16 protein-coding genes and 1 pseudogene are annotated in these 15,354 nt (G+C 64.3%); 1 reads left to right on the top strand and 16 read right to left on the bottom strand.

Going from position 1 to position 15,354, the window contains the following annotated elements; all coding sequences use genetic code 11:
- Positions 1-187: 187 nt before the first annotated feature.
- The 8 genes from ACRDTL_RS17820 to ACRDTL_RS17785 form a co-directional block, all read right to left on the bottom strand.
- Positions 188-934 (bottom strand): DUF6390 family protein, encoded by a 747-nt coding sequence (locus tag ACRDTL_RS17820; RefSeq protein WP_431508023.1) that lies wholly within the window; start codon positions 932-934, stop codon positions 188-190.
- Positions 935-936: 2 nt separating this feature from the next.
- The gene (hypD, locus tag ACRDTL_RS17815) at positions 937-2,073 is read right to left on the bottom strand and encodes a hydrogenase formation protein HypD (protein ID WP_431508022.1); all 1,137 of its coding nucleotides are present in this window, start codon (positions 2,071-2,073) and stop codon (positions 937-939) included.
- A 10-nt stretch (positions 2,074-2,083) separates the two neighbouring features.
- A complete protein-coding gene (locus ACRDTL_RS17810) occupies positions 2,084-2,356 on the bottom strand; it encodes a HypC/HybG/HupF family hydrogenase formation chaperone (RefSeq protein ID WP_431508021.1) in 273 nt (90 codons plus the stop codon).
- A 13-nt stretch (positions 2,357-2,369) separates the two neighbouring features.
- Positions 2,370-3,482 (bottom strand): hydrogenase expression/formation protein HypE, encoded by a 1,113-nt coding sequence (hypE, locus tag ACRDTL_RS17805; protein ID WP_431508020.1) that lies wholly within the window; start codon positions 3,480-3,482, stop codon positions 2,370-2,372.
- Positions 3,479-4,144 carry a D-sedoheptulose-7-phosphate isomerase gene (locus tag ACRDTL_RS17800; protein ID WP_431508019.1) on the bottom strand — a complete coding sequence of 222 codons (666 nt, stop codon included), beginning with the start codon at positions 4,142-4,144 and terminating at the stop codon, positions 3,479-3,481. Before ACRDTL_RS17800 ends, hypE begins: the two co-directional genes overlap by 4 nt.
- Positions 4,141-4,863 (bottom strand): HypC/HybG/HupF family hydrogenase formation chaperone, encoded by a 723-nt coding sequence (locus ACRDTL_RS17795; protein ID WP_431508018.1) that lies wholly within the window; start codon positions 4,861-4,863, stop codon positions 4,141-4,143. Before ACRDTL_RS17795 ends, ACRDTL_RS17800 begins: the two co-directional genes overlap by 4 nt.
- Positions 4,864-4,869: 6 nt before the next feature.
- The gene (hypF, locus tag ACRDTL_RS17790) at positions 4,870-7,197 is read right to left on the bottom strand and encodes a carbamoyltransferase HypF (RefSeq protein ID WP_431508017.1); all 2,328 of its coding nucleotides are present in this window, start codon (positions 7,195-7,197) and stop codon (positions 4,870-4,872) included.
- 382 nt (positions 7,198-7,579) lie between these two features.
- Positions 7,580-7,789 (bottom strand): hypothetical protein, encoded by a 210-nt coding sequence (locus tag ACRDTL_RS17785; RefSeq protein ID WP_431508016.1) that lies wholly within the window; start codon positions 7,787-7,789, stop codon positions 7,580-7,582.
- 81 nt (positions 7,790-7,870) lie between these two features.
- Here ACRDTL_RS17785 and ACRDTL_RS17780 point away from each other — a divergent pair, with 81 nt between their 5' ends.
- Positions 7,871-8,755 carry a phosphoribulokinase gene (locus ACRDTL_RS17780; RefSeq protein WP_431508015.1) on the top strand — a complete coding sequence of 295 codons (885 nt, stop codon included), beginning with the start codon at positions 7,871-7,873 and terminating at the stop codon, positions 8,753-8,755.
- 122 nt (positions 8,756-8,877) lie between these two features.
- On the opposite strand, the gene gap is transcribed toward ACRDTL_RS17780, so the two are convergent.
- From gap to ACRDTL_RS17740, 8 genes and pseudogenes are all read right to left on the bottom strand, one after another.
- Positions 8,878-9,894: a type I glyceraldehyde-3-phosphate dehydrogenase gene (gap, locus tag ACRDTL_RS17775; RefSeq protein WP_431508014.1), complete on the bottom strand. Its 1,017-nt coding sequence runs from the start codon at positions 9,892-9,894 to the stop codon at positions 8,878-8,880.
- A gap of 68 nt (positions 9,895-9,962) precedes the next feature.
- Positions 9,963-11,273 (bottom strand): NADH-quinone oxidoreductase subunit D, encoded by a 1,311-nt coding sequence (locus ACRDTL_RS17770; RefSeq protein WP_431508024.1) that lies wholly within the window; start codon positions 11,271-11,273, stop codon positions 9,963-9,965.
- Between the two features lie 108 nt (positions 11,274-11,381).
- A pseudogene (locus tag ACRDTL_RS17765) lies at positions 11,382-11,927 on the bottom strand (NADH-quinone oxidoreductase subunit C); the annotation flags it as partial.
- Between the two features lie 166 nt (positions 11,928-12,093).
- A complete protein-coding gene (gene usfY / locus ACRDTL_RS17760) occupies positions 12,094-12,510 on the bottom strand; it encodes a protein UsfY (RefSeq protein ID WP_431508013.1) in 417 nt (138 codons plus the stop codon).
- Between the two features lie 27 nt (positions 12,511-12,537).
- Positions 12,538-13,611: a class 1 fructose-bisphosphatase gene (locus ACRDTL_RS17755; RefSeq protein ID WP_431508012.1), complete on the bottom strand. Its 1,074-nt coding sequence runs from the start codon at positions 13,609-13,611 to the stop codon at positions 12,538-12,540.
- A 65-nt stretch (positions 13,612-13,676) separates the two neighbouring features.
- A complete protein-coding gene (locus ACRDTL_RS17750; RefSeq protein WP_431508011.1) occupies positions 13,677-14,561 on the bottom strand; it encodes a LysR substrate-binding domain-containing protein in 885 nt (294 codons plus the stop codon).
- Entirely contained in the window at positions 14,558-15,091 is a 534-nt protein-coding gene (locus tag ACRDTL_RS17745) for an AAA family ATPase (RefSeq protein ID WP_431508010.1), read from the bottom strand. The genes ACRDTL_RS17750 and ACRDTL_RS17745 overlap by 4 nt, the downstream gene beginning before the upstream one ends.
- A 10-nt stretch (positions 15,092-15,101) precedes the next feature.
- A partial coding sequence (locus tag ACRDTL_RS17740) for a hypothetical protein (RefSeq protein WP_431508009.1) occupies positions 15,102-15,354 on the bottom strand: 253 nt, incomplete at its 5' end.

The following is a 15,354-nucleotide window of genomic DNA, read 5'->3' as shown; positions in this document are numbered from 1 at the left end:
CTGCGCCCGCGCCAACCTCTCCAAGGTGTCGCGCTCACCGGCGGTCAACGGCAACGGCGCTGCTGGTGCACTCATGAGACAAGGATACCGAACAACACCTTGATTATTTGCGAGACACACCACTAGGATCTGCTCCGCCGACTGTGAACCTCGCGACGTGTTCTCGGGGTGCCAGCAACCGGGATGGCTACCCGCGCGCGAGCCGCTGATTGGTCACGTTCAACTGATGCGCCGTAGCGTCGGCCAGCACCTGAATCTGCGCAGGTTCCAGCCGGCCACACAATCGTCCCCAATGCACCGCGACCTGGTCGCCGGCCGCCACGTCGGGCACCGCGCTGTATCCGTCCGACCAGACGTCGACCCTGCGCGGCGACGGCTCCGACAGATCCAGCGCACAGCCATCCCACACCAGCCCTCGGCACGACACGTCCACATCGTCGCCCTGGCGGGAAATGACTGTGCCCCAACCGATTCGGCAGTTATCCAAAACACCCAGCGGGTGCTCATCGAGTCCGCGGCCCAGCAGCCGCGACCACGGATACACGGCGAACACGTGGAAGCAGTGATTGGCGGCCGCCTCGCCCACCAACTCCGCGTTCAGATGCGACCAGTAGCGGCCCGCCTGTGGACCGATGATCGCGAGCAGTTCGTCGACGAACGCAGCCGGGTCGAGCTCGGCGCCCACACCGCCGCCAAGCCAGTACGACTCGACGATCCGGTAATCCAGCGGATCGGTGATGCCGGTGATCCGCGACAGCACCTGCAGATATGGCCAGGCGCCGGAGAACTTGGTTGCCGCGGTGCGCACATCGTCCACCGACCCGTCGCGCAACGTGGCCCCCAACGGGGGCCCGCAATAGCCGAGCGCGTTGGGCGCGTAGGCGTAGCGGGCGAACATCTCCGCCCCGCGGATATCGACCGATGGTGCCGCCATCGTCACGTCCGCCCGGTGGACCCCACCAATTTGACGACATCGCGGTGCATCCGGCCGAAGTTGTAGTAGGCGGCGCAGGCGCCCTCCGGAGACACCATGCAGGTTCCGATCGGGGTCTCGGGTGTACACGCAGTGCCGAAAACCTTGCACTCCCAGGGCTTGAGCACGCCCTTGAGCACCTCACCGCATTGGCACGCCTTAGGGTCGGCGACCCGCACACCGGGCATCGCATACCGCAGTTCGGCGTCGAACTCGGCGAAATCGTCGTGCAACCGCAGCGCGCTCTGCGAGATGAAGCCCAGCCCGCGCCATTCGAAGTGCGGGCGCAGCGCGAAGACCTTGCCCATCAAGGCCAACGCCGCCGGGTTGCCCCGCTCGGGCACCACCCGCGAGTACTGATTCTCTACCTCGCAGCGGCCCTCACGAATCTGGGTCAACAGCATCGCCACCGACGCTAAAATGTCCAACGGCTCGAATCCTGACACCACCAACGGTTTTCCGTACACCTCCGGCACGAACCGATACGGCCGGTTTCCGACGACCGTCGACACGTGTCCGGGTCCGATGAATCCCGATAGCCGCAGGTCCGGTGATTCCAGGATGGCCCTGATCGGCGGCACGATCGTGACGTGGTTGCAGAACACGCTGAAGTTCTTGCACCCCAGATCGCGGGCCCGCACCAGCGTCACCGCGGTGGACGGCACGGTGGTCTCGAATCCGACGGCGAAAAACACCACCTGCTTGTCCGGATTGTCGACCGCGACCTTGAGCGCGTCCAGCGGCGAATAGACGAAACGTACATCGGCACCGCGGGCCTTGGCGTTGAGCAGGTTTCCGTTCGAGCCGGGTACCCGCATCATGTCGCCGAAACAGGTGAAGATCATGTCGGGCTGCTCGGCTAACCACATCGCGTCGTCGATGCGACCCATCGGGATCACGCAGACCGGACAGCCCGGGCCATGCACCAGTTCGACGTTCTCCGGCAGCAGGTGTTCGATGCCGTGCCGGTAAATCGTGTGGGTGTGTCCGCCGCACACTTCCATGAACTTGAAGTGTTCGGAGTCACCGGCCAACCGTTTGATCGCAGCGATCAATTTGCGGGCCGCGGCCGGGTCACGGAACTCGTCAACGAATTTCATAGCTATCCCTTCAGACGATGGCCGACGAATCGAAGGCTTCCATCTCGGTGGTGTAGGCGTCACCGAGCTTCTTTACGGCCGCCAGCGTGAGCAACGCCTCGCTCTCGTCGATCTTGGCCATCGCAAACCCGACATGCACCAGCACCCAGTCGTCGGGTTCGGGCATGTCCTTTTCCAACAGCCGCACGCTGATCGTGCGCTGTACCCCGCTCACGTCGACCTTCGCCAAATAGTTTTCGGCATCGGTGATTTCGACGATCCGGCCCGGAATCCCAAGACACATTTGCTCTTTCCTCTCAACAGATCCGCGGCAGCGGGTCGCCGACGAGCATGTCGACGATCCGGGAACCGCCGAACCCGGTCTGCACCACCACGGTCTCCGCGGGTTCTTCGACGATTTCTCCGACCTCAGCCGCCTCGGCGCCCAGCGGATGCGACCGCAACGCGGCCAGCCCGGCCTCGGCTTCCTCGGCGGCGACGACGGCGACGAACTTGCCTTCGTTGGCCACATAGAGCGGGTCGATGCCGAGCAGCTCGCATGCGCCGCTGACCATCGGGTGTATCGGCAGCAGGTCCTCGGCCAGCACCACCGCCAACCCGCAGGCCTGGGCCAACTCGTTGCAGACGGTGCCCACCCCGCCGCGGGTCGGGTCGCGCAGCCAGCGGGTGGACGGTGCGGCCGCCAACAGCAGTTCCACCAGCGGGCTCACCGACGCGGTGTCGGAATGGATGTCGGCTTCGATGGCCAGATCGCCGCGGGCCAGCATCACCGCCATTCCGTGGTCGCCCATCGATCCCGACAACAGCACCTTGTCGCCCGGCCGCACCGAGGCCGCCGACAGCTGCCGGCCCGCGGGGATGACGCCGGTGCCGGTGGTGGTGATGAACATGCCGTCGGCGGCACCCTTGGCCACCACCTTCGTGTCACCGGTAACGATCTGCACACCTGCCGCGCTGGCCGCGGCGGCCATGTCCGCGACAATCTCCTTCAATTCGGCGATCGGGAATCCCTCTTCGAGCACGAATGCCGCCGAGATCCACTGCGGCACCGCACCGGCCACCGCAAGGTCGTTGGCGGTGCCGTGCACGGCGAGTTCGCCGATCGAGCCGCCGGGAAATCGCCTGGGCTGCACCACAAATGAATCGGTGGACATTGCCAGCCGCTCACCGGTCGGCAACGTCAACACCGCACTATCGCCCAGCGACTCGAGCAGCGGGTTACGGAACGCCTCCATGAACACCGCGTCGACCAACGCCGCCGAGGCCTTTCCGCCCGCGCCGTGCGCGGTAGTCACGTGGTCGTCGACCAGCCGGGGACGGCGCTTACGGAACGACTCGATTCGCTCGATCACTTCGCCCTCGGCGAATTTCGGTCCCGCGGCCAGGTATTCGTTGGTCGACTTACTCATGCGGCCCCCACCTCTTGCTTGTCCAGCAGTTCATGCACCGCCAGCCACAGCTCGTAGCCCAGCAGTGACTGCGATTCCTGGATCCGGTGCACGCTTTGCGACCGAACGATAAAGCAGGCGTCGACGTCCGCGTTGCCCGCGAACGCGCCGCCCTCGTACCCGGCGAAGCCGATGGTGTACATGCCGCGATTGCGTGCCTCGGCTAACGCGGTGATCAGGTTCGGCGAGTTGCCGCTGGTGGATATCGCCATCGCGATATCCCCTGCCTTCGCGCGTGCGATCAACTGGCGGGAGAACACCAGCTCGTAGCCGACGTCGTTGCCCAGCGCGGTCAGGATCGACGGGTCGTCGGTCAACGACCAGGCCGGCAGTGGCCTGCCGAGCGGCGGTCGGGCAAACATCGCGGCGAACATCTGCGAATCGGTGCAGCTGCCGCCGTTGCCGAAGGTGAACAGCCGCCCCCCCGCGGCGAAGCGGCATGTCATCTCCCCGGCGGCCCTGCCCAGCAGTTCGGCGTTGGCCTCCAGCGTGGTCCGGCGCAGCGTCAGGCTTTCGGCCGCCTTCGCCTGTGCCGACGCGGTGAGGTCGGCCAGCACCGACTCGGGGTCTTCTTCCTGGGCGTCGATAAAGGGGTACAGGAAATCGGTGGGTTCCTCAGTCATGACCCGTCCTTCTCATCTGCTGTGCCGATCGCTATACCCGCATGCACCAGCACGAGGTCACCGGCACCGACCGGGCCGACGAGCGTGGTCTCGACATCCTCGACGCCTCGCGCGGTGCGGACCTGGGCCATGCCGTCCGCCGCGGTCACCACCTCACCGAGGCGACCCTCGTCGCTGCAGGTGACACAGACATCGTCGGTGCACTCGCCGTCCTGTTTCAGCAACCCCGGATGCTCGAAACAGACGTGGGTCAGTTCCCACAGCAGGTGGTAGAACATCACGAAACCGCCGGTCGCGGGCACCCTGGGATCGGGATCGTCGAGCCACAGCACGTGATCGGCCATCCCGGCTTTAGGCCGCTCACCGCTGCCGATCCAGACGGTGGTCACCCCCCACGCCGGGGCTCTGCGCATCACCGAGGCCACCTCGGCGTTGTCGGCGCCACCGACGCCGACCACGATGTCGCCGGGACGCACCGAAACCCGTACCAGGTCGACCACATCGGCTCCGGTCAGTGCGACGGCCGGCAACGCCCGCTTTCCCATGATCACCGGATGGATGAACTCGACCGCGATGTGCAGGGCATGCGGCTCCCAGCCCGGCGCGATGGACCACATGGTGGCGCCCGCCGCGAACCGTTTGGCCAAGGTGAACGCGGTGGCGGCCAGATCGGCAGTCAGGTCGGCGCCCAGCCCACGGTCAATCGCGGTGGTAGTCATGACAGATCAGACCTCCTCCCGTAATTCGGCCTGCGGCGCAAGCGCGGTCAGCATGGACACCGCGGCCTGACCGAGCGCCAGCCCCCCATCGTTGGGCGGAACCGTGTGGTGGGTCAACACCTCGAATCCCGCCTGCTGCAGCCGCCCGCGGCAAGCGCGCAGCAACAGCACGTTCTGGAACACCCCGCCGGTGAGACCCACCAGCCGCACGTTGCCGGCGACCAGTTCGACCGCCTCCGCGACGGCTGCGGCGACCGCCCGGTGGAATCCGGCTGCCAGCGCGGCGGGCCGGGCACCGGCGCGTAGCGCGGACACCATCGCGCGCACCATGGGAAGCGGGTCGATCACCCCGTCGTCGCGTACATTCAGCCGCAGTGCCGCGGGTTCGTCGACGGACTCGGCGAGCACCTCGAGTTCGATGGCGGCCTGGCCCTCGTAGTCGATGCGGTGCCGCACACCCAGTAGCGAGGCGACGGCGTCGAACAATCGGCCCATGCTCGAACACGGCACGCACCCCACATTACTGTCCAACTGTGAACGGGTAACCCGCAATTCGGCCGGACTTGCCGCTCTGACCGGCGCCAGATCGGGGGTCCAGTCGACACCAGCCATCCACAGCGCCGAAAGCGCCATCCGCCACGGATTGCGCACCGCGGCGTCACCGCCCGGCAGTGGCACCGGCAGCAGGTGAGCGACCCGCACGAAACGCCGGCTGTCCGGTCCCACGGCAAGGATCTCCCCGCCCCAGATCGTGCCGTCGCAGCCGTAACCGGTGCCGTCGAACGACACCCCGGTGATCGGCTCGCCGAGCCGACCATGCTCGGCCAGCAACGACACCACGTGTGCGTGGTGGTGCTGAACCAGGTCCAGCGGTCGGTCGTCGGCGTGCCGCTCGGCCCAGCTGCGGGTCTGGTAGCCGGGGTGCAGGTCGGCGGCCAGCCGCACCGGCTGATGGCGTATTTCGCTGAGTTGGCCGACGGCGCGCTCGAACGCCCGCAGGGTCTCCAGGGTGGCCATGTCGCCGATATGTCCGGACATGTACGCCCGTGCGCCGTCGGTGAGGCAGAACGTGTTCTTCAGTTCGCCGCCGACGGCCAGCACCGACGGGCCGTCGCGGCCGAGGTCGATGGGCAGCGGCGCGTAGCCGCGAGACCGGCGGATCGGCAGCTCGCGGTCGTCGATGACGCGGACCACCGAGTCGTCGCACGGCACGTGGATCGGCCGATTGTGATCGAGCACCGCGTCGCACAAAGCGGCAGAAGGCCGCAAAAGGCGCAGTGCCGCATCGTCTTCGGTGAAGCAGATCGGCTCGTCGGAGCGGTTGGCGCTGGTCATCACCAACGCATCCGGTACCGGTGCGAGCAGCAGGTGATGGATCGGCGAGTACGGCAGCATCAGCCCGATCAGCGGGCTGCCGGGGGCGACGGCGGCGGCGACCGGCGCATCGTGGCGTCGGCGCAGTAACACGATCGGGCGGGCCGGGCTTGTGAGCACGGCGGCCTCGGTGTCGTCGATGTGCGCGTAGCGGCGGGCCACTTCGAGATCGCGGACCAGCACCGCGAACGGCTTGGCGCCGCGTGCCTTTCGGGCCCGCAGCCCGGCCACCACCGACTCGTCGTCGACGACGCAGGCCAGGTGGTAGCCGCCGATGCCCTTGATCGCGACGACGGCCCCGTCGGCCAGCGCGTGTTGGGTGGCGGCCAGCGCGGCGTCGGATCCGCCGACCCGCTCGGCTCCCTGTTGAAACCACAGCGAAGGTCCGCAGTCCGGGCAGGCGATTGGCTGGGCGTGGAAGCGCCGGTTGGCGGGGTCGTGGTATTCGGCGGCGCAGCGCTCACACATCGCGAACGCCGACATCGTGGTGGCCGGTCGGTCATACGGCAGGGCCCGGATGATGGTGAACCGCGGCCCGCAGTTGGTGCAGGTGATGAACGGATGCCGGTAGCGGCGGTCGGCCGGATCGAACAGCTCGGCGACACAGTCGTCGCAGACCGCGATGTCGGGCGGGATCGGCGTGGTGGCTCCGAGGACCGTTTGGCTTTCGACGATGCGGAAACCGGCATCACCGTTTGCCTCGAGCTCGACGACGGATACCGCGCTGATCCTCGCCAGCGGCGGCGCGTCGGCACGCAACTGGCGACCGAAGTCCACAATGCGGGCGACGGAGCCCTGCACCTCGATGAACACCGCCCCGGAATCGTTGCCGACGAACCCGGCCAGCCCCAGTTCGCTGGCGATGCGGTGGACGAACGGACGAAAACCGACCCCCTGGACGACGCCGGTCACGGTGAATCGCTGCCGAACGTCGCTGGATCGCAGCAATATCTCGGTCATGGCGACCAACCAGCCGCTAGCATCCGCCAACCGTGCGGCTCAATGTCGTCGCCGCTCCGGTTGGTCCACCACTTAACACACGTAGCAATCACACCGTTTCGCCTGTTACGACCCTACAGCTCGTGCCAAACCCATGCTAGGTGTCCGCGGTAGATGCCGGTACGGGATTCGGTGAGGGATCCAACGCCACAACTACCTGTTCGGGTATCTGGCGAAAAACGCATGGCTACCGCGTCGCTATGACTACACTTCGCGGTCGCGTGACTAAGACTAAGGTGGCCGGATTCGGCGCTGCATGGCCCGTCGGCTCGTCGCTCACCAAAGGCAGACCCGATCGTTAACCTGGCCCGGGGAAGAGGTGAGTCGCCAAGCCCCCGGGGAGTCACCCTTGGGGGGGATGGCCGGCGATGTTCGCGGGGGCGATGCTTTGTGCCATGTTCACCGAGTCCACCACGCTGGTGCCATCCTTGATCAAGGCGGTGTCGGCGGTGCGGCTCGAACCGTTAACCAGCGCTTCGTCGATACCGTTCGTCGGTGCGCTGTGCACTAACGCTTTTCCCTGATGTTCGTCGTGGTCGACGAAGTGGGCCATAGCGAGTGTGCAGACGCCCGGCGGCTGCCCGGCACTCGCGGTCTCTTCGGTATCCGCGTTGCCTGACAACCACATCACGCCATGTCGCAAAAACATCCGATCGTGTCGGTCACTGGATCCTCTGGAGCGGGGACCACATCCGTCATGCGCACCTTCGCACAGATTTTCCGGCGCGAGAGCGTGAATGTTACCTTTGTTGAAGGAGATAGCTTTCATCGTTACGACAGGGTCGAGATGAAGGCTGCGATCGCCGAAGCCCACGCTCGCGGCGATCACACGTTCAGTCACTTCGGACCCGAAGCCAATCTGTTCGAGGAGCTGGAAGAACTGTTCCGCGTGTACGGGGAAACCGGCACCGGGAAGTTCCGCAGATATTTGCACGATGAGGCTGAGGCCAAGGCGTACGGACAGCAGCCAGGAACGTTTACCCCATGGGAAGAGCTGGCAGCCGACACCGACATGCTTTTTTATGAGGGGCTACATGGCGCGATCGTTACCGACCGCGTCGACGTTGCGCGCTACGCAGATCTGCGTGTCGGTGTCGTCCCCGTGATCAACTTGGAATGGATACAAAAGCTGCATCGCGACAAGGTGGATCGCGGATATACCGAGGAAGACGTGACCGACACTATCCTGCGGCGAATGCCCGATTATGTGCACTACATGTGCCCGCAGTTTTCCTACACCGATGTCAACTTTCAGCGGGTACCGGTCGTGGACACGTCAAACCCGTTTATCGCCAGGACGATTCCGACCGCCGGCGAATCGATGCTGATCATTCGATTCCGCGATCCGCGAGACATCGACTTCCCATACTTGCTGTCGATGTTGCATGACTCCTTGATGTCACGCCCCAATACGATCGTTTGCCCGGGCGGCAAAATGGACCTGGCGATGCAGCTCATCTTCACCCCAATGATTTTGCGGCTGATCCAACGGCGCACCGCCGAACTCGTCGCTCATTGACCAGCTATCTGCAGAGAAACGACACATGTCCAAGTCCGCACGGTTCGAGAACCTGGAAATGGCGGTCATGGCCTTTGCCTGCGGATCGTGTCCATCAACGCTCCGGTTGTCTAACGCTGGAGTCACCTTCCGACCAGCGCAACCAGATCCACCAGCCGGTTGGAGTAACCCCATTCGTTGTCGTACCAGGCAACCACCTTGGCCTGGTTGTCGATCACCTTGGTCAGTCCTGAGTCGAAGATGCATGAGTGTGGGTCGGTGACAATGTCGGCAGACACGATCGGCGCATTGTAGTACTCCAGGATGCCCTTGAGCCTGCCCTCGGCGGCGGCGTTGAACGCGGCGTTGATCTCCTCCACGGTCGCGGAATTGGCCAGCTCCACGGTGAAGTCAGTCAACGAGCCGGTGGCGACCGGCACCCGCAATGCATAGCCGTCCAACTTGCCCTTGAGTTCGGGCAGCACCAGGCCGATCGCCCTGGCCGCGCCCGTCGAAGTCGGGACGATGTTCAGCGCGGCGGCGCGCGCACGCCGCATGTCCTTGTGCGGCCCGTCCTGTAGGTTCTGATCCTGGGTGTAAGCGTGAATAGTGGTCATCAGGCCCTTGACGACGCCGAACTCGTCGTTGACCACCTTGGCCAGCGGCGCAAGGCAATTCGTGGTGCACGATGCATTGGACACGATGTCCTGACTGCCGTCGTATTTCTCGTCATTGACCCCGAGACAGATCGTGATATCCGGGTCGATGGCCGGAGCGGAGATGACCACCTTCTTCGCACCGGCGTCGAGATGCCCTTTGGCTTTGCCGGCGTTGGTGAACAGGCCGGTCGACTCAACCACGACTTCAACACCCAGGTCAGCCCACGGCAGCGCGGCCGGTCCCTCCTTGACCTCCAGCGAGGTGATCTTGGTACTGCCCACGACGATGGTGTCGTCGCCTTCCAGGCTGACATCTTGAGGCAGCCGGCCCAGAATCGAGTCGAATTTGAGCAGATGCGCCAGCGTGGCGTTGTCGGTGATGTCGTTCACCGCCACCACCTCGATGTCGGTGCTGCCGCCCTGAGCCTGCTGCGCCACTAGCGCCCGAAAGAAGTTGCGCCCAATTCGACCGAACCCGTTGATACCTACCCGGATCGTCATGTGTCTCTCCTTCGTCGGTTGTCTCTCCTCGGTCATTCCCTCGGGGCCCATACTCGATGCGCAGCTGATCATCCGCGCCCGGCGTCCTCATCGGCCACCCTCATCAGAGGATCTATGGACGGGATAGCGGCGATGACGTCGGCGATCGTCGCACCCTCGCATATCGCGGCGAAAGCCTGCAGGTTGGTGAACGACGGGTCGCGGTAATGCACCCGGTATGGCTGGCTACCGCCGTCGGAGACAACGTGCACGCCGAGCTCGCCGCACGGCGACTCGACGGCGACATAGACCTGACCGGCCGGGACTCGGACGTCCTCGTTGAGGTGGTGGATCAGCGCTTCCATCGAGGTGCCCATGATCCTCGCAAGGTGTTTGCGGGAGTCGCCGAAATCATCGGGGCCCAGGGCAAGGTGAGTGAGCCAGGCGAGCTTTGGGTGGTCAGCCACGATCGGCCCGGGCCGCAGCCGGTCCAGGCATTGCTCGACGATTCTCAGTGACTCCTGGATCTCCTTTACGCGTATTAGGTAACGGCTGTAGACGTCACCCGCCGTGTCGGTCATGACCTCGAATTCGTAGGTTTCGTACCCGCAGTAAGGCTGGGCACGGCGCAGATCGTGCGGCAACCCAGCGGACCGCAGGAGAGGGCCCGTCACGCCCAGCGCGATGCACATGCTCAGATCGAAATATCCGATGCCCTGAGTGCGGGCCTTCCAAAGAGAGTCCTCCTTCAGTCTGTTCTCCATGTCCTCCAGCCGCTTCGGTAGCAGCTTTAGCAGATCACGGATCTGGGAGATGGCCTCACCAGGCAGATCTCGGGCTAAACCTCCCGGACGAATATAGGCTTGGTTCATCCGCGCGCCCGTGATCGTGTTGAAGACGCTTAGTACGCGTTCGCGCAACCCGAATAACCGCATGGCCGTGAGCGCAGCCAGTTCCACACCGCCCGTTGTTAGCCCAAGCAGATGTGACGCGATGCGGTTGAGCTCCATCAGCAGTATCCGAATAACGTTGGCGCGCACGGGGACCACCTCGATGATGCCCATGAGCCTTTCCACACCGAGGCAGTATGCGGCTTCGTTGAAGAGCGGCGACACCTTGTCCATCTGGCTCACGAACGTCAGGCACTGGGTCAAGCTGTGGTGTTCCAGACTCTTTTCAATCGTGCTGTGCAGGAGTTCGATTCCGCATCGCGCGTAGGTGACAATCTTGCCATCAATCTCGACGATCAGGGCCATCACCTGTGCCGAGCGACGCTGCGTATCCGCGCTCACCACGTACCGCTGATGGTTGCCTCCCGTTGCGGTTGTTGCGATTTGGCCCCCGTCGGTTTCGCCGTCTGTCAAGGCACAATCGGAACCGACGCCTTGTTCGCCTGGCATCAACGGGCGCTCCGTTACCAACCGTATGTCGTCCGGTCCTCGGCCGCGGATATCTGTGAGGCTTGGTACTGCACCGGGATCCTGCCCGGAAAGGTAGCCGAGACGCTGCGGGTAGCCCCGCCAGTCACCGGACGTTTCGATGCGGCTCGGCGACGGGTGCCCGTCGAAGACGATCCCAAACAGCTTGTAGGCCTCCCGCTCATACCAGTCGGCGGCCGGATAGACCGGAAACAGCGACGGGACATGGAGATCGACATCGGGAACGGCGACCTCCAACTGAATCCGCCAGTTATGGGCAATCGACATCAACAGATAGACAGAGTGGAGTTCCCGGCCGATGTCGGCGGGGTAGTGTACGCCGCTGACGCCAAGGCACAGCTCGAAACGCAACCTTGGGTCGTCACGCAAGACGCCCGCCACCACAACGAGATACCGACGAGCCACATACAGCGTGAGCTGGCCGCAGAAAACCACGGCCTCTTCCACTGCGTCCTCGAAGGCAATGCCGCCGTCATAGAGTGTCGCGGAGAGCTGCTCGATCACCTTCTCGAAGTGGCCAGAGCATGGCCGGTGGCTGCAGCCCGTCCCCCGGAACTCCCGACGCGGTGCCAAAACATCCTGCGAAGGGGCGCTGCGGGCGTGATCGAAACTCATCGGAGAACGCCCCGCATCTCGATCGTCGGCTGCGCCCCCAGTACGGCCTCCTCGTAGCCCACAAACACGGTGAGCATGAACAACACCATCCCATCAAGCCGAACGCGCCAAGGCCGTCGAACGCTACGGCGCATGGGTAGGGGAATACGATTTCGACGTCGAGACGTTACAGTGCCCGCCGATCAAGCCGAAGAAGTGCGTGGTTCAGTGGATGTTCGGCGTCAGTCGTGGGGAGAAGCACGCGTTCGGGCATAGGCTCGGGCGTGGGGGAGAGAATAATCGGCTTATCTGGCCGTTCGTTTCGATGCATTGCACCCCAGTGGGATTCGAGACGCAGCACACGGTTGTGTTCGACAACGAGCCATGCAATTCCCCCGGCGGTCGCCAGTAAGCCGACAATTCCGGTCGTCGGCACCCACTCGGTGTGTTGATAGGCCACTGCCGCCAGGCAGCCGGCAAGCGACATTACGCCCAGCGCGATGGATACCAGGCCCGGCCAACAGTAGGCATCGATGAACGTCTCACCTGCGTGTGGAAGGGTGGTGCGGAAGTGATCTACCGGATCGCGATGAGTGTCCGCCATTAGGCTTTCCTTTCCCCGAGTGGCTCGTCAGCCGACTGGGACGCGAAAGAGGCCGCGGGTGCCGTAGAGCGGCGAGGTGCTGGCGGGTTCGTTGTAATCGGTGTGGTAGTTCTCGATGCGGTTCACCTCGTAAGCGGCGCCAAAGATACAGGGAACACGTTGGTGCACATCGTCCGGAATGACATCGAGCATTCGTTTGCGCCCAGTGCTGGCGCCGCCGCCGGCCTGTTCGATGAGAAACGCCATCGGGTTGGTCTCGTAAAGCAACCGCAGCCGTCCGGGTTTGGCGGGATCGCGCGAGTCCCGCGGATACAGAAACACCCCGCCACGGGTCAGGATCCGGTGTGTTTCCGCTACCAGTGAGGCCACCCAGCGCATGTTGAAGTCTTTGCGGCGCGGGCCGGCGCGCCCGGCCAGGCAGTCCTTGACATAGCGTTGCACCGCGGGTTCCCAGAACCGTTGGTTGGAGGCGTTGATCGCGAACTCGGCTGTGCGGTGCGGTATTCGAATGTGCTCCCGGGTGAGGATGAACTCGCCGACAGCCGGATCGAGGGTGAACGCGTGCACTCCCGTTCCCACGCTGAGCACTAGCATCGTCGAGGGTCCGTAGATCGCATAGCCGGCGCACACCTGTCGCGAACCAGGCTGCAAGAAGTCGCGCACGTCAGGATCGGCTCCAGGGTTGGGTGCGCGCAGGACTGAGAAGATGCTGCCGACCGATACGTTGACATCGATGTTGGATGATCCATCGAGTGGATCAAACGCCAACAGGTACTTACCCTTCGGATACTGTGCCGGTATGAGGTAGGGATCGGCCAATTCCTCCGATACCATCCCGGCGACCTGACCGCCCCACTCTGTGGCGCGCAAGAAGTACTCGTTGGCCAAGACGTCGAGCTTCTGCTGAACCTCGCCCTGCACGTTGATCTGATCCGCACAGCCGAGCATGCCCTCCAGTGCGCCGACCGCTAGCCGATTCGCTATCGCCTTGCAGGCCAACGCCACATTAAGGATCAGGCCGTTAAGATCCCCCGACGCGCCCGAATGGTTCCGGCGTTCCTCGATCAAGAACTGCACCAGTGTGGTGCGATCGGCGATCATAGCAAAAAGGATTGCCGCACGAACGACACCTGCCATCCCCCCCAAGGGTGGGTAGTGGGGTGGGCTCAGGCAACCGGCTGCCACCCGAGCTCGCGATGGGCCACCAGATGCTTGACCAGCAATTCTGTGGACCCGACGCACGGCGACTGGGTAACGATGTGCCAGGGCCGGTCCAGCGGCGTACCGGGGACAGGCAACTCCACCAGCGCCCCGACAGCTAGCTCGCGGCTGACCGCCTGACGGGAAACCAGCGTCACCCCCAGGCCGGCCACCGCCGCGGCGACCACCGCACCGTGGGATCCAAGCGTCATCTGCGGCGGCGAAATCTCCAGTTGCTCCAGCAACATGAGGGTGGTGGCCCGGGTTCCCGAACCAGATTCGCGCAAGAGCCACGTCGCGTCGGCCGGCTCGAATCGGTGGCTGCCATTCGACCGGCCCACCACCACCAAGGTATTCGGAGCGACCGCCTGTACCTGAATCTCCGGAAGGAGGCCCGGCGGTGGACGGCCGGCGACCACCACGTCCGTCTCATGCCGCGACAGCATCGGCCAAATCGACGTGCGGGGGGCAACTTCCAGCTTGCACACGACGCCGGGGTGCTCGGCCCGGAACGAAGCCAGCAGGGCCGGTATCAGCAGCTCACCGGCCGTGGTGACGGCTGCCAAACGGATCGACCCCTGCTCCGGATCGGCCTCCCCACGGGCTACCTGCACCGCTTCGTCATGTAACCCCAGGATGCGGCGCGCGTACTCGCTGTACCGGAGCCCGGCGGGTGTCAGGCGGACCCCGCGGCCATTTCGATCGACCAGTGCCACGCCCACGTCGGCGCTCAGGCTGCTGATTGCCGACGAGATCGCCGATTCGGTCACGACGAGGCGCTCGGCGGCGCCGCGCACCGATCCGGCGTCGGCCAGTTCCACAAGTGCCCGCAACCGGGCGTTGGTGGTCACACCGCCTGCTCTGGTGCTGACTCGTCGAACACCCGGCTGGCCCGGAGATCGGGCGCCTCGATGGTGGTCAGCGACAGCAGGTCGACGTCGCGGTCACCGGAGAACAGCCGGCGCGCGTGTCTCAGCCTGGCCCGCTCCAGCGCGTTGCGCACACTGCGGGCGTTGGCGAACCGCGGCTGTTCGCTACGACGGCTCAGGTAGTCACGCAGCGCCACCCGGGCGTCGTCGGAGAATGTGTAGCCCAGGCCGGTGGCCATCATCAGCGCGATGTCCTCAAGCTCGTCGAGCGTGTAATCGGGGAACGTGATGTGGTGGGCGATCCGGCTTTGCATGCCCGGGTTTGCCGAGAAGAACTTGTCCATCTTGTCGGCGTAACCCGCCAGGATGACGACGAGGTCATCGCGGTTGTTCTCCATCACCTGCAGCAGGATCTCGATCGACTCCGCACCGTAGTCGCGTTCGTTTTCGATCTTGTACAGGTAGTACGCCTCGTCGATGAACAGCACACCGCCCATCAGCGAATCAGCCACCGACTAACGCTCAAGCGTCCGCACGACCGGGCGCTGGTACAACAGGCGCATCCACAACTGCATCTACGCCTGCATCCACAACAACTGCACCTACAACAACTGCATCCACAGCAACTGCATCCACAGCAACTGCACCTACAACAACTGCACCTACAACAACTGCACCGACAACAACTGCACCTACAACAACTGCACCGACAACAACTGCACCTACAACAACTGCACCGACAACAACTGCACCTACAACAACTGCACCTACAACA

The organism is Mycobacterium sp., from assembly GCF_050700595.1.
Lineage (GTDB): Bacteria > Actinomycetota > Actinomycetes > Mycobacteriales > Mycobacteriaceae > Mycobacterium.
This window is presented reverse-complemented; position numbering and strand designations above follow the sequence as displayed.